Below are 25,791 nucleotides of genomic sequence, written 5' to 3'. Positions count from 1 at the left end.
TGTCAGTTCGCCGCCGCGGTCTGCGCGGCGTCGATCGATACGGTTACGTTATTGACCAACGCCTTCACGGAAGCCGCCGTGGCGTCGAACACCGGTGCCGGGTAGACACCGTAGAAGATGACCAGGATGACGAGCGGGTAGAGCACCACCTTCTCGCGGCCCGACAGGTCGAACAGACCCTTGAGGCTTTCCTTGGTCAGCGCGCCGAAGACGACACGGCGATAGAGCCACAGCGCATAGGCCGCCGACAGGATCACGCCGGTTGCGGCGAGCAGCGCCACCCAGGTGTTGACCTTGAAGATGCCGAACAGCGTCAGGAACTCGCCGACGAAACCGCTGGTGCCGGGCAATCCGACATTGGCCATGGTGAAGATCAGGAACGCCACCGCATATTTCGGCATGTTGTTGACCAGGCCGCCATAGGCCGCGATGTCACGCGTATGCATGCGGTCGTAGACGACGCCGACGCAGAGGAACAGCGCACCGGAGACGAGGCCATGGCTCAGCATCTGGAAGATCGCGCCCTGCACGCCTTCCTGGTTCATCGAGAAGATGCCCATGGTGACGTAGCCCATGTGGGCGACCGATGAATAAGCGATCAGCTTCTTCATGTCCTCCTGCATCAGCGCCACCAGCGAGGTGTAGATGATGGCGACGACCGACAGTGCGAAAACCAGCGGCGCGAAGAATTCGGATGCCAGCGGGAACATCGGCAGCGAGAAACGCAGGAAGCCGTAGCCGCCCATCTTCAGCAGGATGCCGGCCAGAATGACCGAACCTGCCGTCGGCGCCTCGACGTGCGCATCCGGCAACCAGGTGTGGACCGGCCACATCGGCATCTTCACCGCAAACGAGGCAAAGAAGGCGAGCCACAGCCACGTCTGCATGTTGGCTGGGAAGCCATGCGAAAGCAGCGTCGGAATGTCGGTCGTGCCGGCCTGCCAGAACATCGCCATCACGGCCAGCAGCATCAGCACCGAGCCGAGCAGCGTGAACAGGAAGAACTTGAAGCTGGCATAGACGCGACGCTTGCCGCCCCAGACGCCGATGATGATGAACATCGGGATCAGCACGGCTTCGAAGAAGACGTAGAACAGCACGATATCGAGCGCGCAGAACACGCCGATCATCAGCGTTTCCAGGACCAGGAACGAGATCATGTATTCCTTGACGCGCTTTTCCACCGACTCCCAGCTAGCCAGGATGCAGAGCGGCATCAGGAAGGTCGTCAGGATGACGAACAGCATCGAGATGCCGTCCACGCCCATGTGGTAGGAAATGCCGGAATCGAGCCACGCGGCCTTTTCGACGAACTGGAAGCCGGTCTCGGCATTGTCGAAATAGATCCAGATCAGCAGCGACACCGCGAAGGTGAAGACCGTGGTCAGGAGCGCGACATTGCGGATATTGCGGCGCGCAGCATCACCGTCGTCCCTGATCAGAAGGATCAGGAACGCGCCGACCAGCGGCAGGAAGGTGACTAGCGACAGAATGGGAACGCCGGACATCAGAAGGAGCTCCCGAGCATCATCCAGGTAACGAGGGCCGCCACGCCGATCAGCATGGCGAAGGCGTAGTGATAGAGGTAACCGGTCTGCAGCTTGACGACACGGTTGGTCACGTCGACGACACGGGCCGAGATGCCGTCGGCGCCGAACCCGTCGATCAGCCAGCCGTCACCCTTCTTCCACAGGAACCGGCCGAGCCACTTGGCCGGGCGCACGAACAGGAAGTCATACAGTTCGTCGAAGTACCACTTGTTGAGCAGGAAGGCGTAGAGTCCGCGATGGCGTTCAGCCAGCACCTTCGGCATCTCGGGCGAGCGGATGTAGAACAGGTAGGCCACCAGGAAGCCGCTGATCATCGCCGCGAACGGCGCGAGCTTCACCCACATCGGCACGCCGTGGAAGTCGTGCAGAATGTGATTGGTCTCGAGCGTGAAGATCGCGCCCTTCCAGAACTCATTATAGGCCTCGCCGATGAACTGGTCGTGGAACACGACGCCCGCAAACAGCGCGCCGACAGCCAGCACGAACAGCGGCACCAGCATCACCGGTGGCGATTCATGCACATGGTGCATGACGTCGGCGGTGGCGCGCGGCTTGCCGTGGAAGGTCATGAAAATCAGGCGCCAGGAATAGAAGCTGGTGAAGCAGGCAGCGACCACGAGCATCGTAAAGGCAAGGCCGGCGACCGCGTTGTGGCCGACGAACGCGCCTTCGATGATGGCGTCCTTGGAGAAGAAGCCGGCCGTGCCGATGATCGTCGCCGGGATACCGACGCCGGTCAGCGCCAGCGTGCCGATGACCATCATCCAGTAGGTAGTCGGGATCAGCCTCCTGAGACCACCCATCTTGCGCATGTCCTGCTCGTCGGAAACGGCATGGATCACCGAGCCCGAGCCCAGGAACAGCAGCGCCTTGAAGAAGGCGTGCGTGAACAGGTGGAAGATGGCCGCCGAATAGAAGCCCATGCCGAGCGCCACGAACATGTAGCCGAGCTGCGAGCAGGTCGAATAGGCGATGACGCGCTTGATGTCGTTCTGCACCAGGCCGACGGTCGCTGCGAAGAAGGCAGTGAAGGCGCCGATGAAGGTCACGACGGTAAGCGCGGAGGCGGACAGTTCGAACACCGGCGACATGCGCGCCAGCATGAACACGCCGGCGGTCACCATGGTGGCCGCGTGGATCAGCGCCGACACCGGCGTCGGGCCTTCCATGGCGTCCGGCAGCCAGGTGTGCAGGGGCACCTGCGCCGACTTGCCCATGGCACCCATGAACAGCAGCAGGCAGACGATGGTCAGCGCGCCCTGCTTGTCGAGCGCATAGCCGAGGAAGGTCAGGACGGTTTCACTGCTTGGCGCAGCGCCTTCGGCCGGCAGATAGGAAGCGGCGCCGGCAAAGATCGTGCTGAATTCGACCGAGCCGAACAGAACGAACAGGCCGAAGATGCCGAGCAGGAAGCCAAAGTCGCCGACACGATTGACCACGAACGCCTTGATGGCGGCGGCATTTGCCGACGGCTTCTTGTACCAGAAGCCGATCAGCAGGTAGGACGCGAGTCCCACCCCTTCCCAGCCGAAGAACATCTGAACGAGGTTGTCCGACGTCACCAGCATCAGCATGGCGAAGGTGAACAGCGACAGGTAGGCGAAGAAGCGCGGCCGATGCGGATCGTGGTGCATATAGCCGATCGAGTAGATGTGGACGAGCGCCGACACAGTGTTGACCACGACCAGCATGACCACCGTCAGCGTGTCGATGCGCAGCGCCCAGTTGGCCTGCAGCCCGCCGGAGTCGATGAAGCGCAGCACCGGCACGGTGAACACTTCGACGTCGCCGAGCCCCACGGTGATGAAGGCGACCCAAGACAGGACAGCCGACACGACCAGCAGGCCGGAGGTGATGTATTCGGACGCCTTGGCGCCGATCGAACGGCCGAACAGGCCGGCGATCAGGAAGCCGAGAAGCGGAAGGAAGACGATTAGCTGATACATTTTTGTCCCGTCAGCCCTTCATCATGTTCACGTCTTCGACCGCGATGGAGCCGCGGTTGCGGAAGAATACGACCAGAATGGCAAGCCCGATTGCCGCTTCAGCGGCGGCGACCGTCAGAACGAAAATCGCAAAAACCTGACCGACGAGATCGCCGAGATGGGCGGAGAAAGCCACGAAATTGATGTTGACTGCGAGCAGGATCAGCTCGACCGACATCAGGATGACGATGACGTTCTTGCGGTTCAGGAAAATGCCGAACACGCCGAGTGTGAACATCACCGCCGAAAGGGTGAGATAGTGTCCGATACCGACAACCATGGTCAGATTCCCTTGCCCGTCTCGACCTTCTTGACCTCGATCGCGGTGGCCGGCGTGCGGGCGACCTGAGCGGGGATGCTCTGGCGCTTGACGTTCGGCTTGTGGCGCAGCGTGAGCACGATGGCGCCGATCATGGCGACCAAAAGCACAAGGCCGGCGATCTGGAAGAAGTAGATGTAATCCGTGTAGAGGATGTCGCCGAGCGCTGCCGTGTTGTGGCGCACCGCGATGTCAGGCGTTGGCTGGGCAACCGCCGTCGCGAGCTTCGGCGAGAACGCGTAGCCACCGGTCACCACGATCAGCTCGGCCGCCAGGATCAGGCCGACCAGCGCGCCGATCGGCGCATATTGCAGCGCGCCTGACTTGAGCTCGGCGAAATCGACGTCAAGCATCATGACGACGAACAGGAACAGCACCGCCACCGCGCCGACATAGACGACAAGCAGGATCATCGCCAGGAACTCGGCGCCGGTCAAAAGGAACAGACCCGCGGCGTTGAAGAACGTCAGGATCAGGTAGAGCACCGAGTGAACCGGGTTGCGCGCCGAAATGACCATGAAGGCCGACGCCACCGCGATGAAGGCGAAGAGGTAGAAAAATACCGCTTCAAGTCCGTTGAGCATGGGTTCCCCCGGTTTTTCTTTCGGGCCGAACGCGCCTGCGCCCTGCCCTGTTCACGTCCTTGCTCCGCCTCCGGTGCAGGTCGCGCGTTCCTTAGACGAGCCGACTTGGCCCGTCCATTGTTCAAGCCTCAGCGATACGGCGAATCCATCGCGATGTTGCGCGCGATCTCGCGCTCCCACCGGTCGCCATTCGCAAGCAGCTTGTCCTTGTCGTAGTAAAGCTCCTCGCGCGTTTCCGTCGCGAATTCGAAATTCGGCCCCTCGACGATGGCGTCGACCGGGCAGGCTTCCTGGCAGAAGCCGCAATAGATGCACTTCACCATGTCGATGTCGTAGCGCACCGTACGACGCGTACCGTCGTTGCGGCGCGGGCCGGCCTCGATAGTGATGGCCTGCGCCGGGCAGATCGCCTCGCACAGCTTGCAGGCGATGCAGCGCTCTTCGCCGTTGGGATAGCGGCGCAGCGCATGCTCGCCACGGAAGCGCGGGCTGACCGGTCCCTTTTCATGCGGATAGTTCAGCGTCGCCTTGGGCGCGAAGAACTGGCGCATCGACAGGAAGAAGGCCCCGACGAAGTCCTGCAGCAGCAGCGATTTGGCGGCTTGGGTTAGCGCGGACATCATGCGGCTCCCGAAAGCTTGAGGACAGCAGCGGTGATGACGACCATTGCCAGCGAGATCGGCAGGAAGACCTTCCAGCCCAGGCGCATCAGCTGGTCGTAGCGGTAGCGCGGCACGAAGGACTTCACCATGGCGAACATGAAGAACACCATGCAGACCTTGAGCACGAACCAGATCACGCCGGGCACCCAGGTGAAGGGTGCGAAGTCGAACGGCGGCAGCCATCCGCCAAGGAACAGGATCGTCGTCAGCGCGCACATCAGCACGATGGCGACGTACTCGCCGAGGAAGAACAGCAGGAACGGCGTCGACGAATATTCGATCATGTGGCCGGCAACGAGTTCCGACTCGGCTTCGACAAGGTCGAAGGGCGGACGGTTGGTCTCTGCGAGTGCCGAGATGAAGAAGATCACGAACATCGGGAACAGCACGAGCCAGTTCCAGTCGAGGAAGGTGTTCGGCAGGCCCAGGCGCGTGCCGATGCCATCGCCCTGCGACAGCACGATGTCGGTGAGGTTCAGCGAACCGACGGTGAGCAGCACGCAGACGATGACGAAGCCGATCGAGACTTCATAGGACACCATCTGAGCCGCCGAACGCAGCGCGCCGAGGAAGGGATACTTGGAGTTCGAGGCCCAGCCGCCCATGATCACGCCATAGACCTCGAGCGAGGAGATGGCGAAGACATAGAGGATGCCGACGTTGACGTTGGCGATCGCCCAGCCTTCGCTGACCGGGATCACCGCCCATGCCGAGATCGCCAGCACCGCCGAGACCACTGGGGCAAGCAGGAACACGCCCTTGTTGGCGCCTGACGGGATCACCGGCTCCTTGAAGACAAACTTCAGGAGATCGGCGAAGGCCTGCAGCAGGCCCCAGGGACCGACGACGTTCGGACCGCGGCGCAGCTGCACCGCCGCCCAGATCTTGCGGTCGGCATAAAGGATGTAGGCGACGAAGATCAGCAGGACGACGATCAGCACGACCGACTTCAGGAGGATGATCAACGCCGGCAGGACGTAGAAGGAGAAAAAGGTATCCATGACAGCCTTTACTCCGCCGCCTGCTTGAAGCCGTTTTTGGCCAGTGCCGAACACTCGGCCATCACCGCCGACGCGCGTGCGATCGGGTTGGTGAGGTAGAAGTCCTTCACGACGGAGGTGAAGGCTGCCTTGTTCAGGCGGCCGCCGAGCTTGGCGACCTTGGCGATGTCGTCATTGTCGCCGGCATCGATCTGGTCGATGCGCGCCAGATGCGGAAGCTCCGCATAGAGCTTGGCGCGCAGCTGCTGCAACGAATCGAAAGGCAGCTTATGGCCGAGCACATCGGACAGCGCCCTGAGGATCGCCCAGTCTTCCTTGGCCTCGCCCGGTGCGAATCCGGCGCGGCCGGTCACCTGGACGCGGCCTTCGGTGTTCACATAGGTGCCCGACTTCTCGGTGTAGGCAGCGCCAGGCAGGATGACATTGGCGCGGTGCGCGCCGGCGTCGCCATGGGTGCCGACATAGACCACGAACGCGTCGCCGGCCTTGCTCAGGTCGAGCTCGTCGGCGCCGAGCAGGAACAGCACGTCGCTGTCGCCGAGCATGCCGGCAACGTTCTTGCCACCCTCGCCCGGCACGAAGCCAACATCGAGACCACCGACGCGGGCCGCTGCGGTGTGCAGCACGGCAAAGCCGTTCCAGTCCGGGCGGCTCGCCTTGACCGCGGTCGCGAGCTTGGCGGCCTGGCCGAGCACGGCGGCACCATCGGACCGGGCGACTGCGCCCTGGCCGACGATGATCAGCGGATGCGAAGCCTTCTTGAGCACCGAGAAGAACTTGCCATTGCCTTCGGCCAGGTCCTTGAGCGTATCCGGGCCCGAGCCGAGCTGCTCGTAGTCATAGCGCGTGTCGCCGACCTCGCCGATGACGGCAACCGGCACATTGGCTGCGCGCCAATGCTTGCGGATGCGGGCATTGAGCACCGAAGCCTCAAAGCGCGGGTTGGCGCCGATGATCAGGATGGCGTCGGCCTGCTCGATGCCTTCGATGGTCGGGTTGAAGATGTAGCTGGCGCGGCCAAGCGACGGATCGAGCGCGGCACCGTCCTGGCGACAATCGATGTTCTTCGAGCCGAGCGAGGAGACCAACTGCTTGAGCGCATACATTTCTTCGACGGTCGCAAGATCGCCGGCAATCGCGCCGATACGGTCAGCCGAAGTCTTGGAGACAGCGTCCTTGATCGCCGAGAACGCCTCGGGCCAGGTCGCCGGAGCGAGCTTGCCATTCTTGCGGACGTAAGGACGGTCGAGACGCTGCGTGCGCAGGCCGTCCCAGATGAAGCGCGTCTTGTCGGAGATCCACTCCTCGTTCACCTGCTCGTTGATGCGCGGCATGATGCGCATCACTTCGCGGCCACGCGTATCGACGCGGATGGCCGATCCGACGGCATCCATCACGTCGATGGATTCGGTCTTGGTCAGTTCCCACGGACGCGCCTGGAAGGCATAAGGCTTCGAGGTCAGCGCACCGACCGGGCACAGGTCGATGACGTTGCCCTGCAACTCGGAGGTCATCGCCTGCTCGAGATAGGTGGTGATCTCGGCGTCCTCGCCACGGCCGATCAGGCCGAGCTCGGAGATGCCGGCCACCTCGGTGGTGAAACGGACGCAGCGCGTGCAGTGGATGCAGCGCGTCATGATCGTCTTGACCAGCGGGCCGATGTACTTGTCTTCGACCGCGCGCTTGTTTTCGTTGTAGCGCGAACCGTCGAGGCCGAAGGCCATCGCTTGGTCCTGCAGGTCGCACTCGCCGCCCTGGTCGCAGATCGGGCAGTCGAGCGGATGGTTGATGAGCAAAAACTCCATCACGCCTTCGCGGGCCTTCTTGACCATCGGCGTGTTGGTGAAGATCTCGGGCGTTTCGCCGTTCGGGCCTGGGCGCAGGTCGCGCACGCCCATGGCGCAGGAAGCCGCCGGCTTGGGCGGTCCGCCCTTTACCTCGACAAGGCACATGCGGCAGTTGCCGGCAATCGACAGCCGCTCATGGAAGCAGAAGCGCGGCACTTCCGCGCCCGCCTCTTCCGCAGCCTGCAGCAGCGTATAGTGGTCGGGTACCGAAATCTCTTTCCCGTCGACCTTAAGCTTTGCCATAGCGCCTCAAATCCCGCGGATGATCCGCATTCCGTCCTGCAAGGGGCGCGGCCTGCGCTGCGCCCCGAAATCCTCAATTCACGCGGCGGTCTTGCCGCCGGCAAGCGTCGCCGCCTGCCCTATCCACCCATCACGGCCGATCCGGCCCTTGAAGCCGAGATAGTCGTCCGCCCAGGCCACCTCTTCCGCCGTCCAGCCGGCGATCTGGCCGTAGGTCCAGATGCCGAGGCCGTTCAGCACCTGCTCCAGCTTCGGACCGATGCCCGAAATGGCCTTCAGATCGTCAGGCGCTTCCGGCCTTTCGATCGATGCAGGCTGCCTGAAATCCTCAGGCTGAAGCCCCACCGGCGCTTCTTCGACAATAGCAGCCTCGACAACCACCGGATCGGTCGCAGCAGCAGCCACCGGCTTGGCCTCGGCTTTCTCCAGCTTGCGCGCCAGGGTTTTCACCTCGGCGATCAACGAAGCAGTCTCGGCTTCCGCCCGCATGGCCGCCACACCAGCCGGCTTGGCCCGCGTCGCACCGGTGAAATCGCCGAAGTCCGGCGAAAACAGCCGCTGCGCTGCCTCTGATGCACCAGTCACGGCCCCGATCCAGACGCCCATGGCGTGACTGGCGAGGCCGACACTCAGTGCGGAAGCAGCAGCGACTCCAGCGGCGGGGTGCACCATGAGGTTTGCCTTACCGGCAAACTCCTGGGGCAGCATCGCCACGAAGTCCCTGTTCATCTGCTCCAAACGTTCCATCTCAGGCACTGCACTTTCGGGAATGGGAAATGTCGACATTGGTAGCTCCTTGTCGCCTTCGCCGTTCGCCTCTGCCTCGTCGTTTCCTATTTCGGGCCTTTGGCCCGCACTTTCTGACTTAACCTCTACTCAGCCGCCACCAGCACCGGTTCGGCGCGATGCGAATTACGCGAGAACTCGTCGATGCGGCGCTCGATCTCCGGGCGGAAGTTGCGGATCAGGCCCTGGATCGGCCATGCGGCCGCGTCGCCCAGCGCGCAGATCGTGTGGCCTTCCACCTGCTTGGTGACGTCGAGCAGCATGTCGATCTCGCGCTTGTGCGCTTCGCCCCGCACCAGGCGTTCCATGACGCGCCACATCCAGCCGGTGCCTTCACGGCACGGCGTGCACTGGCCGCAGCTCTCGTGCTTGAAGAAGTAGCTCAGCCGCGCGATCGCCTTCACGATGTCGGTCGACTTGTCCATCACGATCACGGCAGCCGTGCCGAACGACGACTTGCGCTCGCGCAGTCCGTCGAAATCCATCGGGCAGTCGATGATATCCTCGGCCTTGACCAACGGGCACGACGCACCGCCGGGGATGACGGCCAGCAGATTGTCCCAGCCGCCGCGAATACCGCCACCGTGCTTTTCGACCAGTTCGCGGAAGCTGATGCCCATGGCCTCTTCGACCGTGCAGGGCGTGTTGACGTGGCCGACGAGCATGAACAGCTTGGTGCCTACGTTGTTCGGACGACCGATGCCGGAGAACCAGGCAGCGCCACGGCGCAGGATTGTCGGCGCGACAGCGATCGACTCGACGTTGTTGACCGTCGTCGGGCAACCGTAGAGGCCGACATTGGCCGGGAACGGCGGCTTCAGACGCGGCTGGCCCTTCTTGCCTTCGAGGCTTTCGAGCAGCGCGGTTTCTTCGCCGCAGATATACGCACCTGCGCCGTGATGGACGTAGATGTCGAAATCGTAGCCGTTCTTGTTGTTCTTGCCGATCAGCTTGGCGTCATAGGCCTCGTCGATGGCGCGCTGCAGCGCTTCGCGCTCGCGGATGAATTCGCCACGCACATAGATGTAGGCAGCAACAGCACCCATGGCGAAACCGGCGAGCAGGCAACCTTCGACCAGCGTATGCGGGTCATGGCGCAGGATGTCGCGGTCCTTGCAGGTGCCCGGCTCGGATTCGTCGGCATTGATGACGAGATAGGACGGACGGCCGTCAGGGTTGCTCTTGGGCATGAACGACCACTTGAGACCCGTCGGGAATCCGGCGCCGCCGCGACCGCGCAGTCCCGACGCCTTCATCTCGTTGATGATCCACTCGCGGCCCTTTTCGATGATGCCGGCGGTGCCATCCCAATGGCCGCGCGACATCGCCCCGGCCAGCGACTGGTCGAAGCGGCCGTAGATGTTGGTAAAGATGCGATCCTTGTCTTCAAGCATGTTCTTGCTCCTCAGACCGGCTTCTTGCCGAAGACGCGGATGTATTCGGCCACGCCACCCTTGGCGAGCGCCTTGGCCTGTTTGACCCAGTCGTCACGCTCGATGCGGCCCTTGAAATTCAGATAGCCGTCGACCCACTCGCGCTCGGCCTTTTTCCACGATGCCACCTGGGCAAAGGTGAAGATGCCGAGCTCGTGCAGGGTGCCCTCGATCTTCGGGCCGACGCCCGAGATCAGCTTGAGGTCGTCGACAGCAGCAGGCTTGGCGATTCCGGCCGGGCGGTTCTTGTCTTCCAGCGATGGCTTGGCCACGACAGCAGCCGTCGGCGCAGCGACGCTTGCAGCCTTCTCGGCGGCAGGTGCTGCCTTGACCTTCGACGGCGATTTCACCGCCGGGCTGGTCTCGATCGCGTCGGTCTTGGGCTTGGCCGCATTGGACGGCGGAACGACGGCCTCGACGGCAGCTGCCTTGTTAGCCTTGGAAGCGGCCTTGGCTTCCTTGTCGCGGGTCGTCTTGAGCACGCCCTTCTCATCCCTGAGCGAGGTGAACCCGGTCAACGGCGCGGAGAAAACGCGGCCGGTCTGCGGGCCGGTCTTGACCTGGTCGCCCTTGCCGGCTTCGAACAGGTCGATGATCTCGGCCAGACGCTCCGGCGTCAGGTCCTCGTAGGTATCCTTGAACACCATGACCATCGGTGCATTGACGCAGGCGCCAAGGCACTCGACCTCTTCCCACGACAGCGTGCCCGCCTCATTGGTGTGGAACTGGTCGTGATGGATCTTCGAACGGCACACTTCCATCAGCTCTTCCGAGCCGCGCAGCATGCACGGTGTGGTGCCGCAGACCTGGATATGGGCGCGCGTGCCGACCGGCTTGAGCTGGAACTGCGTATAGAAGGTCGCGACTTCCAGCGCGCGGATGTAGGGCATATCGAGCATGTCAGCGACATGCTCGATGGCAGCCTTCGTCACCCAGCCGTCCTGCTCCTGCGCCAGCATGAGCAGCGGAATGACGGCCGACTGTTCGCGGCCCTTTGGGTACTTCTTGATCCAGGTCTTGGCCTGCGCCGTAAACGCCTTGTTGAAGGCGAATGACGCTGGCTGGACGCTGGCTTCTGCGAGACGGCGGACTGACATTTAGCGGTCGACCTCACCAAACACGATGTCGAGGGAGCCGAGAACGGCCGAGATATCCGCAAGCATGTGGCCGCGGCACAGGAAATCCATCGCCTGGAGATGGGCGAAGCCCGGCGCGCGCAGCTTGCAGCGGTATGGTTTGTTGGTGCCGTCGGCGACGAGGAACACACCGAACTCGCCCTTCGGCGCTTCGACGGCCGCATAGACCTCGCCGGCCGGCACGCGGTAGCCTTCGGTGTAGAGCTTGAAGTGATGGATCAAGGATTCCATCGAGCGCTTCATCGCCTGGCGCTTCGGCGGGACCACCTTGCCGTCCATGTTCGAAACAGGACCGACGCTTTCTTTGCCAAGCAGCTGATCGACGCACTGGCGCATGATGCTTGCCGACTGGCGCATCTCTTCCATGCGGATGAGATAACGGTCGTAGCAGTCGCCGTTCTTGCCGATCGGAATGTCGAATTCCATCTCCGAATAGCACTCGTAGGGCTGGCTCTTGCGCAGGTCCCAGGCAGCGCCCGAACCGCGCACCATCACGCCCGAAAAACCCCAGGCCCAGGCGTCGTCGAGCGACACCACGCCGATGTCGACGTTGCGCTGCTTGAAGATGCGGTTCGGCGTGAGCAGATCGTCGAGGTTCTTCACCGTCTGCAGGAACGGATCGATCCACTTGCCGATGTCTTCGACCAGTTTTTGCGGCAGGTCCAGGTGGACGCCGCCCGGCCGGAAGTAGGCTGCGTGCATGCGCGCGCCGCAGGCCCGCTCGTAAAACACCATCAGCTTTTCGCGCTCTTCGAAGCCCCACAGCGGCGGGGTCAGCGCGCCGACGTCCATCGCCTGCGTGGTGACGTTGAGCAGGTGCGACAGGATACGGCCGATCTCGGAATAGAGCACGCGGATGATCTGGCCACGCTTCGGCACATCGATGCCGAGCAGGCGCTCGACGGCCAGCGAGAACGCATGTTCCTGGTTCATCGGCGCGACATAATCGAGCCGGTCGAAATAGGGGATCGCCTGCAGATAGGTCTTCTGCTCGATCAGCTTTTCGGTGCCGCGATGCAACAGGCCGATATGCGGATCGACGCGGTCGACGACTTCGCCGTCGAGCTCGAGCACCAGGCGCAGCACGCCGTGCGCCGCCGGATGCTGCGGGCCGAAGTTGATGTTGAAATTGCGGACGGAGGTTTCAGCCATTTCGGCGCCTCAATTCGTCTTGGCTTTTTCGTCGCCCGGCAGCACGTATTCGGTGCCTTCCCAGGGAGACAAAAAGTCGAAATTGCGGAATTCCTGCTTGAGCTCGACCGGCTCATAGACGACGCGCTTCTGCTCGTCGTCGTAGCGAACCTCGACAAAGCCGGTGAGCGGGAAGTCCTTGCGCAGCGGATGGCCCTCGAAACCGTAGTCGGTCAGGAGGCGGCGCAGGTCGGGGTGGCCCGAAAACAGGATGCCGTACATGTCGTAGGCTTCGCGCTCGAACCAGTCCGCGCCGGGAAACACCGACGTGATCGACGGCACCGGCGTGTCCTCGTCCGTGCTGATCTTGACGCGGATGCGCAGGTTCTGGCGCGGCGACAGCAGGTGGTAGACGACGTCGAAACGCTTGCGGCGCTGCGGATAGTCGACACCTGCGGCATCGATGAAGGAGACGAACTGGCACTGCACGTCGCTGCGCAGGAAGGTCATCACGTCGACGATGTCGGCGGCCTTCACCGTCAGCGTCAGCTCGCCATAGGCGACAACGCTTTCTTCGATGTCCGCATCGAGCTTTTCCGCGATGTAAGCGGCAAGGTCGTTCAGGGCTTCACTCATCTGGGATCACCGCTCGATCGTGCCGGTGCGGCGAATCTTCTTCTGGAGAAGAAGGATGCCGTAGAGAAGTGCTTCGGCGGTCGGAGGACAACCGGGCACGTAGATGTCGACGGGCACGACGCGATCGCAGCCGCGCACCACCGAATAGGAATAGTGATAGTAGCCGCCGCCATTGGCGCACGAGCCCATCGAGATGACGTAGCGCGGCTCCGGCATCTGGTCGTAGACCTTGCGCAAGGCGGGCGCCATCTTGTTGGTCAGTGTGCCGGCGACGATCATCACATCGGACTGGCGCGGCGAGGCGCGCGGTGCGATGCCGAAGCGCTCAGCGTCATAGCGCGGCATCGAGATGTGCATCATCTCGACGGCGCAGCAGGCCAGACCGAAGGTCATCCACATCAGCGAGCCGGTGCGCGCCCAGGTGATCAGCGCTTCGGACGACGTGACGATGAAGCCCTTGTCCGAAAGCTCGTTGTTCAGGTCGCCGAAAAAGGCGTCGTCGGAACCGATGAGCTTGCCGGTGTTGGGATCGATGATGCCTTTCGGCTTCGGCGCGATCAGGGTGCCGGAGGCTTCGTTCAATCCCATTCCAGCGCTCCCTTTTTCCACTCATAGACAAAGCCGATGGTCAGCACGGCCAGGAAGATCATCATCGACCAGAAGCCGAGCATGCCGATCTCGCCGAAGGACACCGCCCACGGGAACAGGAACGCCACTTCGAGATCGAAGATGATGAACAGGATGGAGACCAGGTAGAAGCGAATGTCGAACTTCATGCGCGCATCGTCGAACGAGTTGAAGCCGCACTCGTAGGCAGAAAGCTTCTCCGGGTCCGGATTTCGGTAGGCGACAAGGAAGGGCGCCACGATAAGGGCGATGCCGACGAGTAGCGCCACACCGATGAAGATGACGATGGGCAGATACGAACTCAAGAGAGCGTTCATGCTGCGAATTCCGTTGGTGGCCTATCCACCAGATTTACAGCACGGTGTCCGTTTCCGGAAGCGCGACGAATTCTCGCCTGCCCTGACGAAACGGTCGTGCTGCAATGCGGCGACGGTTAGCGCAGCCGGTCGGGCGAAGCAAGCCCAACCTTGTCCAAAACGGGGCAAAGCCCACCACTGGACCAAAATCCTGCGCGTGTGGCTCCTGTTTGATTTCCTTCGTCTTTTACTCAAGTTTACACTCCTGACAAGACCGGAACCGCGGTTCTGCTAGCATTTGCAGCAAAGACCGATTCTGATGCCCTTGCGTCACTCATCCGGAGACTGCGATAGCTTGCCGCAATGAAGGAAAAACTCTCGCTTCCCACCGCCCGCCGCATTGCACTCGCGGCCCAGGGATTTGCCGATCCGCGCCCCACCGGCGCGATCACCCGCCGCCACCTGCAACGCGTGCTCGGCCGCATCGGCCTGCTGCAGATCGACTCGGTCAGCGCCGTCGTGCGCGCCCACTACATGCCGCTCTATTCGCGCCTCGGCCCCTACCCCATGGCGCTGCTCGACGATGCCATGCAGCCAAAGAAGCGCATGCTCTTCGAGTACTGGGCGCATGAAGCTTCCCTGCTGCCGTTGGAGACCTTTCCGCTTTTGCGCTGGCGCATGGCGCGGGCCGAGGACGGGATGTATGGCGGGCTTTCCAAGTTCGGCCGTGCGAACAGGCCCTACATAGAAGAGATCTTTCGCCAGGTTGTCGACCGCGGTCCGATCGCCGCGTCCGACATCGAAGGCGCCAAGGGTTCCGGCGGCTGGTGGGGCTGGAGCCAGGAGAAGCATGCATTCGAATGGCTGTTCTGGGCCGGCCGCATCACCACCCATTCGCGCCGTGGCTTCGAGCGCCTTTACGATCTGCCCGAACGCGTCTTGCCTTCGGACATCCACGCACTTCCGATCCCGGCTCCGGCTGATGCGCATCGCGAACTGCTGCGCATCTCGGCACGCGCCCATGGCGTGGCGACCGCGATCTGCCTGCGCGACTATTTCCGCCTGTCGCCTGCCGACATGAAGGGCCGCCTCGAAGAACTTGTCGAGATGGGCGAACTGATTCCCGTGCGTGTCGAGGGCTGGGATCGACAGGCCTATCTCCATGCCGAGGCCCGCATCCCGCGCAAGGTCCACGCACGCGCCCTCCTCGCCCCCTTCGACCCGCTTGTGTTCGAGCGCACGCGCGCCGAGCAGCTTTTCGACTTCCGCTATCGCATCGAGATCTACACGCCGGCGGAGAAGCGCCAGTACGGCTACTACGTTCTGCCCTTCCTGCTTGGCGAGCGCATCGTCGCCCGCGTCGACCTCAAGGCCGACCGTCCGGCGGGCGTGTTGCGTGTCCATGCCGCCTATGCCGAGCCTTGCGCGCCGGCGGACACGGCAAGCGAACTCCACGAAGAACTGAAGCAGATGCGCGACTGGCTCGGCCTCGAACGCATCGAGGTGACACCTGCCGGCGACCTCGGACCTGATCTGAGCGACATTGTTGGTCGTTCCATTGCGTTGACTCCACCCCACGCGAAAGCCTAAATCGCCGACAGATGGTCCTTCGCCCGCAACGGCGGAGGCTAAGAGGGAATGCGGTGCGGCGCTTTGGCGTCAAATCCGCGGCTGTCCCCGCAACTGTAAGCGACGAGCCAAGTCCGGTAACCACTGGGATATCCTCCCGGGAAGGCGGTGCGAAGGCGACGACTCGCGAGCCAGGAGACCTGCCGTCTCAAACATTGATCCGATCGCCTGGCGGGTGTCCCAGGCAAGGAGCCTGGTATTTTGGAACTCGACGACAATCTCCCGGTCGAAATTCTGGACGCATCCTGCGATGCTGCCGACGACGCGCGCTCCGCGGAAGTGACCATCCTCGTCTGCTCCTCCTGCCGCGACGAAACCGGGTCGGACGCGCATCCGCGCGCAGGAGAAAGACTTGCCGAATCCGCCCGCCGAGCTGCGGCCAGCGAAGGCATCAACGTCCTCACTGTCGAATGCCTCGGCAACTGCAAGCGACGCCTGAGCGCAGCACTGATCCGCGACGGCGCATGGAGTTACGTCTTCGGCGACCTCAACGCGACGTCGGGCGAAGACCTCGTCACCGGCGCAAAGCTTTTCGCCACCTCGACCGACGGCCTCATCCCCTGGCGCGGCCGGCCCGACAGCCTCAAGCGCGGCCTCGTCGCGCGCATTCCTCCCCTCGCCCTTATCAAGGAAGACAAATGACCGCCTCCGTCGAACGCGTTCCCTGCACCGTCGTCACCGGCTTTCTCGGCGCCGGCAAGACCACCCTGCTCCGCAACATCCTCGAGAACTCCAAGGGCAAGCGCCTCGCCATCATCGTCAACGAGTTCGGCGATGTCGGCATCGACGGCGAGATCCTCAAGGGCTGCGGCGTCGAAGCTTGTCCCGAAGAAAACATCGTCGAACTGGCCAATGGCTGCATCTGCTGCACCGTCGCCGACGACTTCGTGCCCGCCCTCGACCAGATCCTGTCGCTTTCGCCGAAGGTCGACCACATCCTGATCGAAACCTCGGGCCTGGCGCTGCCCAAGCCGCTGGTCCAAGCCTTCCAGTGGCCGAGCGTGAAAAGCCGCGTCACCGTCGACGGCGTCATTGCGGTGGTCGACGGCCCCGCTCTCGCCGCCGGCAAGGTGGCCTCCGATATGGAGGCGCTCGCCGCCCAGCGCCGCGCCGATGATTCGCTCGACCACGACGACCCGGTCGAGGAGGTATTCGAAGATCAGGTCGCCTGCGCCGACCTCATCATCCTGTCCAAGAGCGACCTGCTCGACGAAGCCGGCCACGCCCGCGCCACCGCCATCGTCGGCGAGCACCTGGCACGTGCCGTCAAGATCGTGCCGTCGGCGCACGGCAAGGTCGACCCCTCGGTGCTGCTCGGCCTCGGCCTCGCCGTCGAGGACGACATCGAAAACCGCAAGACCCACCACGATGGCGCCTTTGACCACGAGCACGACGACTTCGACACCTTCGTCATCGAGATTCCGTCGATCGCCAATCCGGATGAGCTGGCGAAGCGCGTGGCTACCGCCGCCGAGGAAGAGAACGTGCTGCGCGTAAAAGGCTTCGTCGACGTCGGCGGCAAGCCGATGCGCCTGCTGGTCCAGGCCGTCGGCCCGCGCGTCAACCACTACTATGACCGCGCCTGGACCGCCGACGACGACCGCCGTTCGCGCCTGGTCGTGATCGGCCTCAAGGGCCTCGACCGCCCGGCCATCGAGCGTATCCTGGTCGGCTGAACCGGACGCCTGGATGCACATCCTCACCACCACATCCGCCTCGCTCGACGATTTGATCGAGCCGGTCGACCTCAGGCAGAAGCCTGCGGATGTGGTGGCGCTGTCCTTCACCGACAGCGACCTGGCGGGCCTCGCCAACGCCTGGAAGGCGGATGCGGCAAACCTGCCGTCGATGCGGCTCGCCAGCCTGCGCGACCTGAGGCACCCGATGTCGGTCGACCTCTGGATCGACAGTGTCGCCAGCCACGCCAAGGTCATCCTCGTCCGCATCCTTGGCGGCCACGACTGGTGGCGCTACGGCTGCGACCGGCTTGCGGCGGTGGCCCGTGAAAGGGGTATCGCGCTGGCGCTGCTGCCGGGCGAAAGCCACGACGAGGATTTGCGGCTGATCGAGGCGTCGACGCTGCCCCGAACAGAACTCGACGCGCTGCTCGGCTACTTCCGCGAGGGCGGCCCTGAGAACATGAAGGCGCTGGTCGCCCGGCTGGCTGGGCTGGCTGGTGGCAAAGGCGCCGTCACTGCGCCGGTGACTGTGCCGAAGGCGGGATTCTACGATCCGGCGCGTGGCATCCTCAGTGATCTGGAAGCCTTTTTGGCCGGAAATGTTGGCGATCCTTCGCGCCCCCCTCTGTCCTGCCGGACATCTCCCCCGCTAGGGGGGAGATCAGCTTTTACTGACCTCCGCACGAATTCTGCAACGCCGCCAACCGGCGACAAGGCTAAAGGTTGGCCAATCTCCCCCCTTGGGGGGGAGATGTCCGGCAGGTCAGAGGGGGGTGCGAAAGAGCAGGATACTTCCAGCACTCCCATCATCCCCATCCTCTTCTACCGCTCGATGCTTCTTGCCGCAGACGTCGCACCCATCGACGCGCTGGTCGAGACGCTGCGCGCGCAAGGCCTCCGCCCCGCCCCGATCTTCGTGTCGAGCCTGAAGGACAGGGAATCGCTTGCCTTCGTCGAGACGGCTTTGGCGCAGCTGACCCCCGCAGCCATCGTCACCGCCACCGCTTTCGCCGCCGGCGCCGAGCCGGGCACGGAAACGCTGTTCGACCGCGCCGGCGTGCCGGTGTTCCAGGTCATCGTTGCCACCACACGCCGCGAAGCCTGGGCAGGCAGCCTGCGCGGGCTGGCGCCTGCCGATCTCGCCATGCATGTGGTGATGCCAGAATTGGACGGCCGCATCCTCGCCGGCGCCATCTCCTTCAAGGCAGAAAGCGAGGTCGACCCGGCACTCGGCTTCCGCGCCTTCGCCAACCGGCCCGAGCCCGACCGCGTCGAACAGGTCGCCCGCCGCATCTCAGCACACCTCAGGCTGCGCGAGACGCCGCGCGAAAAACGCAAGCTCGCGATCCTCATCCCCGACTATCCCAGTGCGCCCGGCCGCACCGGCTATGCCGTCGGCCTCGACGTACCCAACAGCGTGCTCGCCATGCTGCATGACCTGAAAGAAGCAGGCTATGCGGTTGAAGCGATTCCCGAATCGCCGCGCGCGCTGCTCGACCTGATCGATACTGGCAGGCACGAACTGTCGCTCGAAGACTATCTCGCGCATTCCGCCTATTTACCCGCAGATGCTCGCAACGCGGTTGAGGCGGCTTGGGGTCTGCCTGAGGTCGAAGCAACAGAAGCAAGGCAATGTCAGCGCTCCACGTTGCCCCCCTCTGTCCTGCCGGACATCTCCCCCTCGAGGGGGGAGATTGGCAGCTTCGGCGAGGGCGCTCTTACTGCATCGTTGGCGATTGGCGATGACGCACATGACAGCCTGATCTCCCCCCATGAGGGGGAGATGTCCGGCAGGACAGAGGGGGGCAACGTAGAGCGCAAGACATCCGCCTCTTCCGTCGATCACACCCAACGAGCCTTCCCCTTCCGCGCAGCCACCTTCGGCAACATCACCGTCGCGCTTGCCCCCGATCGCGGGCGCTCGGCTGACCGCCGCGCCGACTATCACGACCCGACGCTACCACCGCGCCACGCGCTGCTCGCCTTCGGGCTCTGGCTGCAGAAGTCGCTCGGCATCCATGCGATCATCCATGTCGGAGCCCACGGCACGCTCGAATGGCTGCCGGGCAAGACGGTTGCGCTGAGCCAAGCCTGTTTCCCCGAGATCGTCACCGGCTCACTGCCAGTGGTCTATCCCTTCATCGTCTCCAACCCCGGCGAGGCGGCCCAGGCCAAGCGCCGCATTTCGGCCGTCACGCTTGGCCATCTGCCGCCGCCGCTCGCTGCCGCAGGACTGGACGAGAACCAGCACAAGCTCGAACGCCTCGTCGACGAATACGCCCAGGCCGACGGTCTCGACCGCCGCCGCCGCGATCGACTGGCCAAGCTCATTGTCGAGACGGCCGCACAGACCGGCCTTGCTGCCGAAGCCGGCGTCGCAGGAAGCGACGCGCCTGATGAAGCCCTGCGCCGCATCGACGCCTGGCTCTGCGACCTCAAGGATTTCGCCATCAAGGACGGCCTGCACATCTATGGCCGTTCCGAAAACGATGAGCCTGACGCTGCCCGCCTCACCAGCGCCGAGGCCGAGCGAAAAAACCTGATCGCCGCCCTCGATAGTTACCACGTCAAGGCTGGCCCTTCGGGCGCGCCGGCGCGTGGCCGTACCGATGTTCTGCCCACCGGCCGCAACCTGTTCACCTCCGACCCACGCACCATGCCGACGCCAACCGCCTTCGATCTCGGCAAGGCTGCGGCCGACGAGGTGATGCGCAGTTATCTCCAGAGCCATGGCGACTGGCCGCGCGCGCTGGTCATCGACCTGTGGGGCAGCGCTTCATTGCGCACCGGCGGCGAGGAAATCGCGCAGGGCCTGGCGCTGATGGGCTGCCGACCGCAATGGGATGCCGCAACCGGCCGCGTCACCGGCATCGAGGTGTTGCCGCCAGCCGCCCTTGGCCGCCCGCGCGTCGACGTGACTTGGCGCATTTCGGGCCTGTTCCGCGACATGTTCCCGACCCAGATCGCGCTGATCGACGCCGCCGCCCGCGCGGTTGCCACCCGCGACGAGGACGATTCGGAAAACCCGCTTGCTGCCAGCACCCGCGCGGCGGGCAAGGTTGAGCCGCGCATCTTCGGTTCATCGCCGGGCACTTATGGCGCCGGCCTCGAAGACCTTCTGTCGACGGGTGACTGGGCCACGCGCGACGAACTCGGCCGCGCCTATCTCGACGCCGCCTCGCATGCCTATGGCGGCAGCGACGGCGAAGGCTTCTCCGCGCCCGGCGCCTTTGCCGGCCGCATCGCCGAAGCCGATCTTCTCGTCCACACCGGCGACGACCCCGGCCGCGACATTCTCGAAGGCTCCGCCGATGTCGCCTTCATCGGCGGTTTTTCGGCAGCATTGGCAATGCTCGGCAGGAACGCCGACGTCATCGTGCTCGACACATCCGACCCGCACAAGCCGCGCACGCGCTCGGTCACCGAAGCCGTCGGCCGCGTCGTCCGCGCGCGTGCCACCAACGCCCGCTTCATCGCCGGCCAGATGCGCCACGGCCCGCGCGGCGCATCGGAATTCGCCGAGACCGTCGACCGGTTGATCGGCTTTGCCGAGACCACCAACGCCATTCCGGGCGCACTGATCGAGGCCGTCCACGACGCCTATGTCGGCGACGACGCGGTTCGCGCCTTCATGCTGCGCGAGAATCCGGCGGCAGCAAAATTCATCGCCGAGCGTTTTGCCACCGCACGCCGGCGCGGCCTTTGGCATCCGTTGCGCAACTCGATCGACGACGATCTCGCAGCCCTGATCGCCGAGGCGCAGGCCCGGGAGGTCGCGGCATGACGAGTTTCTCCCGTCGCGGCGCCTGTCCGGCGCTCTCCGCGCCGATGCAGACCGGCGACGGCCTTTTGGTCCGGATCAATCCGCTCGCTGGAGAACTCGCGCCCAACACCTTGATCGGACTCTGCGAATCCGCCCAGCGCCATGGCAACGGCATCGTCGAGGTCACCGCGCGCGGCAGCATCCAGATCAGGGGCCTGACGGCGGCGAGCGCCGGCTTGCTGGCCGAGGAAGTCGATTCGCTCGGCATTGCGGTGCGCACCGGCGTACCCATCGACACGAGCCCACTCGCAGGCATCGACCCCGAGGAAATTGCCAATCCCGCACCATTGGCCGCAGCCATCCGTTTGACCATAGCTGAGGCTGGCCTCGCCACGCGCGTCGGCCCCAAGGTATCTGTCGTCGTTGACGGCCGTGGCCAGATCGAGCTTGGCGCCATCATGGGCGACGTCAGGCTTGTCGCAGTGGATGGCGAACATTGGCGCCTGTCGGCGGCCGGCGATGAGACTTCAGCGCGTTTGGTCGGTGAGTTTGACGCAGGTGCTGCCTGCGTGGCCACGCTCGGCATCCTGCGCGCAATTGCGGCGCTCGGCCGGCAAGGCCGCGCGCGCGACCTCAGCCTTGAGACGGTGCGTGTCGCCACCAAAGGACCGGAAGCCTCTCATTCCTTCCCACCCCCCTCTGTCCTGCCGGACATCTCCCCCACAAGGGGGGAGATCAGGCCTGCATCGGCGCCTGCGCTCGCGGGGGAAGCGAAGCACGAAGCCTCGTCTGGGAACGTCGTACTTTCGACCACCGACACGGTTGCAGAACGAACGGAAGCGCCGAAGCTGCCAATCTCCCCCCTTGTGGGGGAGACGTCCGGCAGGACAGAGGGGGGCGCGAAGAAACGCAACCTCTCGTCAGATGCTGTCAGCGCAAATGATTCAAATTCTGAACACTCCAGCGCAACCGATTCATCCCCAATCGGAATCCTGCCGCTCACCAATGGCCGAATCGCGCTCGGCATCGCCCTGCCCTTCGGCAGCATCGACGCCGCCACCCTGATCGACTTCTGCATTGCCGCGACCGAACACGGCGCCACCGGCATCCGCCCTGCCCCGAGCCGAACCCTTCTCATCATGGGCCTCGACCGCGCCGCCGCCGCCACGCTCACCGCCACTGCCAAAACCCTCGGCCTCGTCACCTCGCCCACCGATCCCCGCATCCGCATTGCCGCCTGTCCTGGCGCGCCGGCCTGCGCGTCGGGCATGATCGCCGCCCGCGACGTCGCCGCCGAGATTGCAGCAGACTTCGGCTCAGGCCTCGACCCCACACTCTCGCTCCACGTCTCCGGTTGCGCCAAGGGCTGCGCCCATCCCGGCCCAGCGGCGCTGACCATCGTCGGTGACGAAAAAGGCGCGGCATTTGTCGTCGGCGGAACGGCGAAGGGCCTTCCGGCCGCCTACACCGCAGGATATGAAGCCGCGCGCGGCATGGGCCGCCTCACGAAATTGCTCGCCCAAGCGCGCAAGCCGGACGAAAATGCCGCCGCTTGCCTCGCAAGGTTGGGCGCAAAGCGCCTCGCGCAAGCTCTGGCACAGGAATGAACATGGCCGCCTACGACTACATCCATGATGGCACGGCCATCTACGAACGCTCCTTCGCCATCATCCGCTCGGAGGCCAATCTATCGCGCTTCTCCGAGGCCGAGGCCGATGTCGCCGTGCGCATGATCCATGCCTGCGGCCTGGTCGAGGCCGCCGAGCACTTCGTCTTCTCGGAGGACTTCGTCTCCGCAGCACGCAGCGCTCTGAAGGCCGGCGCGCCGATCTTCTGCGACGCCGAGATGGTAGCGCGCGGCGTCACCCGCACCCGCCTGCCCGCCGACAACGAAGTGATCTGCACCTTGCGCGACCCGCAGACGGCCGAGATCGCACAAAAGGTCGGCAACACCCGTTCGGCTGCGGCAATTGACCTGTGGGGTGACCGGATGGCTGGTTCTGTGGTCGCCATCGGCAACGCGCCGACCGCCCTGTTCTACCTGCTCGAAAAGCTGCGCGACGGCGCACCAAAACCCGCCGCCATCATCGGCATGCCGGTCGGCTTCGTAGGTGCTGCCGAATCCAAGGACGCGCTGGCCGAGAATTCTTATGGCGTGCCTTATGCCATCGTGCGCGGCCGCCTCGGCGGCAGCGCCATGACGGCTGCAGCCCTCAACTCCCTGGCGAGGCCGGGCGTATGAGCGCTGCCACTGCAAAGGGCCGCCTGATCGGCGTCGGCACCGGACCCGGCGATCCCGAGCTTTTGACGGTCAAGGCCGTGCGCGCGCTGGCCGAGGCCGACGTGATCGCGCACTTCGCCAAGCGCGGCGCCAACGGCAACGCCCGCACCATCACCGATGCGCATTTCCGCGACGGCGTGATCGAGCTGCCGCTCGTCTATCCCGTTACCACCGAGATCGACAAGGATCACGACGACTACCGCTCAGCGATCACCGGCTTCTACGAAGAGTCGGCCCAGACCGTGGCCGCCCATCTCGACGAAGGCCGCACCGTGGCGATCCTGTCGGAGGGCGACCCCTTGTTCTACGGCTCCTACATGCATCTGCATGCGCGCCTGTCGCATCTCTATCCGACCGAGGTCATCCCGGGCGTCACCGCCATGTCCGGCTGCTGGTCGCAGACCGGCGTGCCCATCGTCCAGGGCGACGACGTCCTGTCGGTGCTGCCGGGCACGATGAGCGAGTTCGAGCTCACCCGCCGCCTCGCCGACACCGACGCCGCGGTCATCATGAAGGTCGGCCGCAACCTGCCCAAGATCCGCAAGGCCCTGGAAGCGACCGGCAAGCTCGGCCGCGCCCTTTATGTCGAGCGCGGCACCATGCCGAACACGCAGCACATGAAGCTGGTCGACAAGACCGATGACAAGGCGCCCTACTTCGCCATCGTGCTGGTGCCCGGCTGGGCCGGCAAGCCGGGAGCGGACAATTGAGCGGCCGCCTCGTCGTCATCGGCCTCGGCCCCGGCAGTCCGGACCAGATCACGCCGGAAGCCAGCCAGGCTGTCACAGAGGCTAGCTTCTTCTATGGCTACAAGCCCTATCTCGACCGGCTCGACTTGCGCCCCGACCAGACGCGCGTCGCCTCCGACAACCGCGAGGAGATCTCCCGCTCCAACGCCGCCCTCGAAATGGCGGCAAGCGGCCACAAGGTTGCTGTTGTTTCCGGCGGTGATCCCGGCGTCTTCGCCATGGCGGCAGCGGTCTGCGAGGCGATCGAGGCCGGGCCCAGGGATTGGCGCGACATTGAGCTTTCGGTCGTTCCCGGCGTCACCGCCATGCTTGCCGTCGCAGCCCGCGTCGGCGCGCCGCTCGGCCATGATTTCTGCGCCGTCAACCTGTCGGACAATCTGAAGCCGTGGGATGTGATCGAGCGCCGCCTGGTGGCGGTCGCGCAGGCAGGCTTCGTCATCTCGCTCTACAACCCGATCAGCAAGGCCCGCCCCTGGCAACTCGGCAGCGCGTTGGAAACACTGCGCAAGCATCTGCCTGCCACGACGCCCGTCATTTTCGGCCGCGCCGCCGGCCGGCCCGACGAGCGCATCGAGATTTTCACACTCGGCGAAGCCGCTGCGGAAAATGCCGACATGGCGACCTGCGTCATCATCGGCTCGCCCGAGACGCGCCTGATCGAGCGCGACGGCAAGCCACCGCTGGTCTACACACCGCGCTTTTCCGCCGGGGCTGCGAAATGATCGACCATCTCGGCCATCGCGGAGACGCTTGGAGCCGACGGCACGTCGGGCAGATGCGGTCGGCGGAACAGGATCACATTGATGCCGAGTTCCCGCGCCGCCGCGATCTTGCCGTAGGTCGCCTGCCCGCCGCTGTTCTTGGCGACGATGACGTCGATCTTTTGCGCCTCGAGCAGTGCCCTTTCATCCGCTTCGCGAAACGGCCCGCGCGCCAGGATATAGGTCGCTTCAGGCACGCCGAGCGGCGGCTCGATCGGATCGACGCTGCGAATGACATAGGCATGCTGGGGGGCGGTCTCGAAGGCCGCGACTTCCTGCCGGCCGAGCGCCAGGAAAACCCGGCACGGCTTGTTGCCCAGCGCACCTACGGCCTCTTCGGCATTGTCGACCAGCGTCCAGAGATCGCCTTCGACGGGCTCCCAGCCCGCGCGGCGCAGGGCGAAAATCGGCACACTGGCAATCCGCGCCGCCTCCGCCGCATTGGCCGAGATGCGCGCCGCATAGGGATGCGTGGCATCGATCAGAAGGTCGGTCTTGTGCTCGGCCAGCCAGTCTGTCAGCCCCTGCGCGCCGCCAAACCCGCCCACGCGCACGGGCACAGGTTGCTCGACCGGCTTTTCAGTCCGGCCCGCCAACGAAAGGGTGATGTCGAGATCGCCACGCATAGCAAGCTTCGCCGCCAGCTGTCGCGCTTCGGTGGTTCCGCCCAGGATCAGAATGCGGTGGGTCATC

At 64.3% G+C, this 25,791-nt stretch carries 22 protein-coding genes, 1 pseudogene and 1 riboswitch; of the genes and pseudogenes, 8 read left to right on the top strand and 15 right to left on the bottom strand.

The features are described 5' to 3' along the window. Window positions 1-2: 2 nt before the first annotated feature. From CO731_RS14605 to CO731_RS14540, 14 genes are all read right to left on the bottom strand, one after another. Window positions 3-1,508, bottom strand: coding sequence for an NADH-quinone oxidoreductase subunit M (locus CO731_RS14605; RefSeq protein WP_108607740.1), 1,506 nt, complete (start codon window positions 1,506-1,508; stop codon window positions 3-5). Next, window positions 1,508-3,496 (bottom strand): NADH-quinone oxidoreductase subunit L, encoded by a 1,989-nt coding sequence (gene nuoL / locus CO731_RS14600; RefSeq protein ID WP_108607739.1) that lies wholly within the window; start codon window positions 3,494-3,496, stop codon window positions 1,508-1,510. The genes CO731_RS14605 and nuoL overlap by 1 nt, the downstream gene beginning before the upstream one ends. Before the next feature lie 10 nt (window positions 3,497-3,506). Next, on the bottom strand, window positions 3,507-3,815 hold the full coding sequence (gene nuoK / locus CO731_RS14595) for an NADH-quinone oxidoreductase subunit NuoK (RefSeq protein WP_108607738.1): 309 nt from the start codon (window positions 3,813-3,815) through the stop codon (window positions 3,507-3,509). 2 nt (window positions 3,816-3,817) lie between these two features. After that, a complete protein-coding gene (locus tag CO731_RS14590; RefSeq protein ID WP_108607737.1) occupies window positions 3,818-4,438 on the bottom strand; it encodes an NADH-quinone oxidoreductase subunit J in 621 nt (206 codons plus the stop codon). A 128-nt stretch (window positions 4,439-4,566) separates the two neighbouring features. Next, complete coding sequence (gene nuoI, locus CO731_RS14585; protein ID WP_108609847.1) at window positions 4,567-5,058, bottom strand: NADH-quinone oxidoreductase subunit NuoI; 492 nt, start codon at window positions 5,056-5,058, stop codon at window positions 4,567-4,569. After that, window positions 5,058-6,101 (bottom strand): NADH-quinone oxidoreductase subunit NuoH, encoded by a 1,044-nt coding sequence (nuoH, locus tag CO731_RS14580; RefSeq protein WP_108607736.1) that lies wholly within the window; start codon window positions 6,099-6,101, stop codon window positions 5,058-5,060. The genes nuoI and nuoH overlap by 1 nt, the downstream gene beginning before the upstream one ends. A gap of 8 nt (window positions 6,102-6,109) precedes the next feature. Then, entirely contained in the window at window positions 6,110-8,191 is a 2,082-nt protein-coding gene (nuoG, locus tag CO731_RS14575; protein WP_108607735.1) for an NADH-quinone oxidoreductase subunit NuoG, read from the bottom strand. Window positions 8,192-8,269: 78 nt separating this feature from the next. Beyond that, a complete protein-coding gene (locus CO731_RS14570; protein ID WP_245439355.1) occupies window positions 8,270-8,977 on the bottom strand; it encodes an NADH-ubiquinone dehydrogenase in 708 nt (235 codons plus the stop codon). 86 nt (window positions 8,978-9,063) lie between these two features. Further along, on the bottom strand, window positions 9,064-10,371 hold the full coding sequence (gene nuoF / locus CO731_RS14565) for an NADH-quinone oxidoreductase subunit NuoF (RefSeq protein ID WP_108607733.1): 1,308 nt from the start codon (window positions 10,369-10,371) through the stop codon (window positions 9,064-9,066). 11 nt (window positions 10,372-10,382) lie between these two features. Further along, window positions 10,383-11,507, bottom strand: coding sequence for an NADH-quinone oxidoreductase subunit E (locus CO731_RS14560; protein WP_108607732.1), 1,125 nt, complete (start codon window positions 11,505-11,507; stop codon window positions 10,383-10,385). After that, the gene (locus CO731_RS14555) at window positions 11,508-12,698 is read right to left on the bottom strand and encodes an NADH-quinone oxidoreductase subunit D (RefSeq protein ID WP_108607731.1); all 1,191 of its coding nucleotides are present in this window, start codon (window positions 12,696-12,698) and stop codon (window positions 11,508-11,510) included. Window positions 12,699-12,707: 9 nt separating this feature from the next. After that, window positions 12,708-13,313: an NADH-quinone oxidoreductase subunit C gene (locus tag CO731_RS14550; protein WP_108607730.1), complete on the bottom strand. Its 606-nt coding sequence runs from the start codon at window positions 13,311-13,313 to the stop codon at window positions 12,708-12,710. Between the two features lie 6 nt (window positions 13,314-13,319). Then, a complete protein-coding gene (locus CO731_RS14545; RefSeq protein WP_108607729.1) occupies window positions 13,320-13,901 on the bottom strand; it encodes an NADH-quinone oxidoreductase subunit B in 582 nt (193 codons plus the stop codon). Continuing rightward, window positions 13,892-14,257, bottom strand: a complete 366-nt coding sequence (locus CO731_RS14540; RefSeq protein ID WP_108607728.1) for an NADH-quinone oxidoreductase subunit A — start codon at window positions 14,255-14,257, stop codon at window positions 13,892-13,894. Before CO731_RS14540 ends, CO731_RS14545 begins: the two co-directional genes overlap by 10 nt. Window positions 14,258-14,599: 342 nt before the next feature. On the opposite strand from CO731_RS14540, the gene CO731_RS14535 reads away from it, so the two are divergent. The 8 genes and pseudogenes from CO731_RS14535 (at window position 14,600) to CO731_RS14500 (ending at window position 25,059) form a co-directional block, all read left to right on the top strand. Continuing rightward, the gene (locus CO731_RS14535; protein WP_108607727.1) at window positions 14,600-15,826 is read left to right on the top strand and encodes a winged helix-turn-helix domain-containing protein; all 1,227 of its coding nucleotides are present in this window, start codon (window positions 14,600-14,602) and stop codon (window positions 15,824-15,826) included. Next, a riboswitch (cobalamin riboswitch) is annotated at window positions 15,822-16,028 on the top strand. It overlaps the preceding gene by 5 nt. A gap of 68 nt (window positions 16,029-16,096) precedes the next feature. Next, complete coding sequence (locus tag CO731_RS14530; protein ID WP_108609846.1) at window positions 16,097-16,507, top strand: DUF1636 family protein; 411 nt, start codon at window positions 16,097-16,099, stop codon at window positions 16,505-16,507. After that, entirely contained in the window at window positions 16,504-17,541 is a 1,038-nt protein-coding gene (gene cobW / locus CO731_RS14525) for a cobalamin biosynthesis protein CobW (RefSeq protein ID WP_108607726.1), read from the top strand. Before CO731_RS14530 ends, cobW begins: the two co-directional genes overlap by 4 nt. Window positions 17,542-17,554: 13 nt before the next feature. Next, window positions 17,555-21,328, top strand: coding sequence for a cobaltochelatase subunit CobN (locus tag CO731_RS14520; protein ID WP_108607725.1), 3,774 nt, complete (start codon window positions 17,555-17,557; stop codon window positions 21,326-21,328). Next, a pseudogene (gene cobG / locus CO731_RS14515) lies at window positions 21,325-22,942 on the top strand (precorrin-3B synthase). The gene CO731_RS14520 and the pseudogene cobG overlap by 4 nt, the downstream one beginning before the upstream one ends. Next, window positions 22,917-23,549 (top strand): precorrin-8X methylmutase, encoded by a 633-nt coding sequence (locus CO731_RS14510; RefSeq protein WP_108607723.1) that lies wholly within the window; start codon window positions 22,917-22,919, stop codon window positions 23,547-23,549. Before cobG ends, CO731_RS14510 begins: the two are co-directional and overlap by 26 nt. Beyond that, on the top strand, window positions 23,546-24,298 hold the full coding sequence (locus tag CO731_RS14505) for a precorrin-2 C(20)-methyltransferase (RefSeq protein ID WP_108607722.1): 753 nt from the start codon (window positions 23,546-23,548) through the stop codon (window positions 24,296-24,298). The genes CO731_RS14510 and CO731_RS14505 overlap by 4 nt, the downstream gene beginning before the upstream one ends. Continuing rightward, a complete protein-coding gene (locus CO731_RS14500) occupies window positions 24,295-25,059 on the top strand; it encodes a precorrin-3B C(17)-methyltransferase (RefSeq protein WP_108607721.1) in 765 nt (254 codons plus the stop codon). The genes CO731_RS14505 and CO731_RS14500 overlap by 4 nt, the downstream gene beginning before the upstream one ends. Here the strand turns inward: CO731_RS14500 and CO731_RS14495 are convergent. After that, window positions 25,023-25,790 carry a cobalt-precorrin-6A reductase gene (locus CO731_RS14495; RefSeq protein ID WP_199914469.1) on the bottom strand — a complete coding sequence of 256 codons (768 nt, stop codon included), beginning with the start codon at window positions 25,788-25,790 and terminating at the stop codon, window positions 25,023-25,025. The genes CO731_RS14500 and CO731_RS14495 overlap by 37 nt on opposite strands. Window position 25,791 lies beyond the last annotated feature (1 nt).

It is taken from the genome of Aminobacter sp. MSH1 (assembly GCF_003071665.1).
GTDB lineage: Bacteria > Pseudomonadota > Alphaproteobacteria > Rhizobiales > Rhizobiaceae > Aminobacter > Aminobacter niigataensis.
This window is presented reverse-complemented; position numbering and strand designations above follow the sequence as displayed.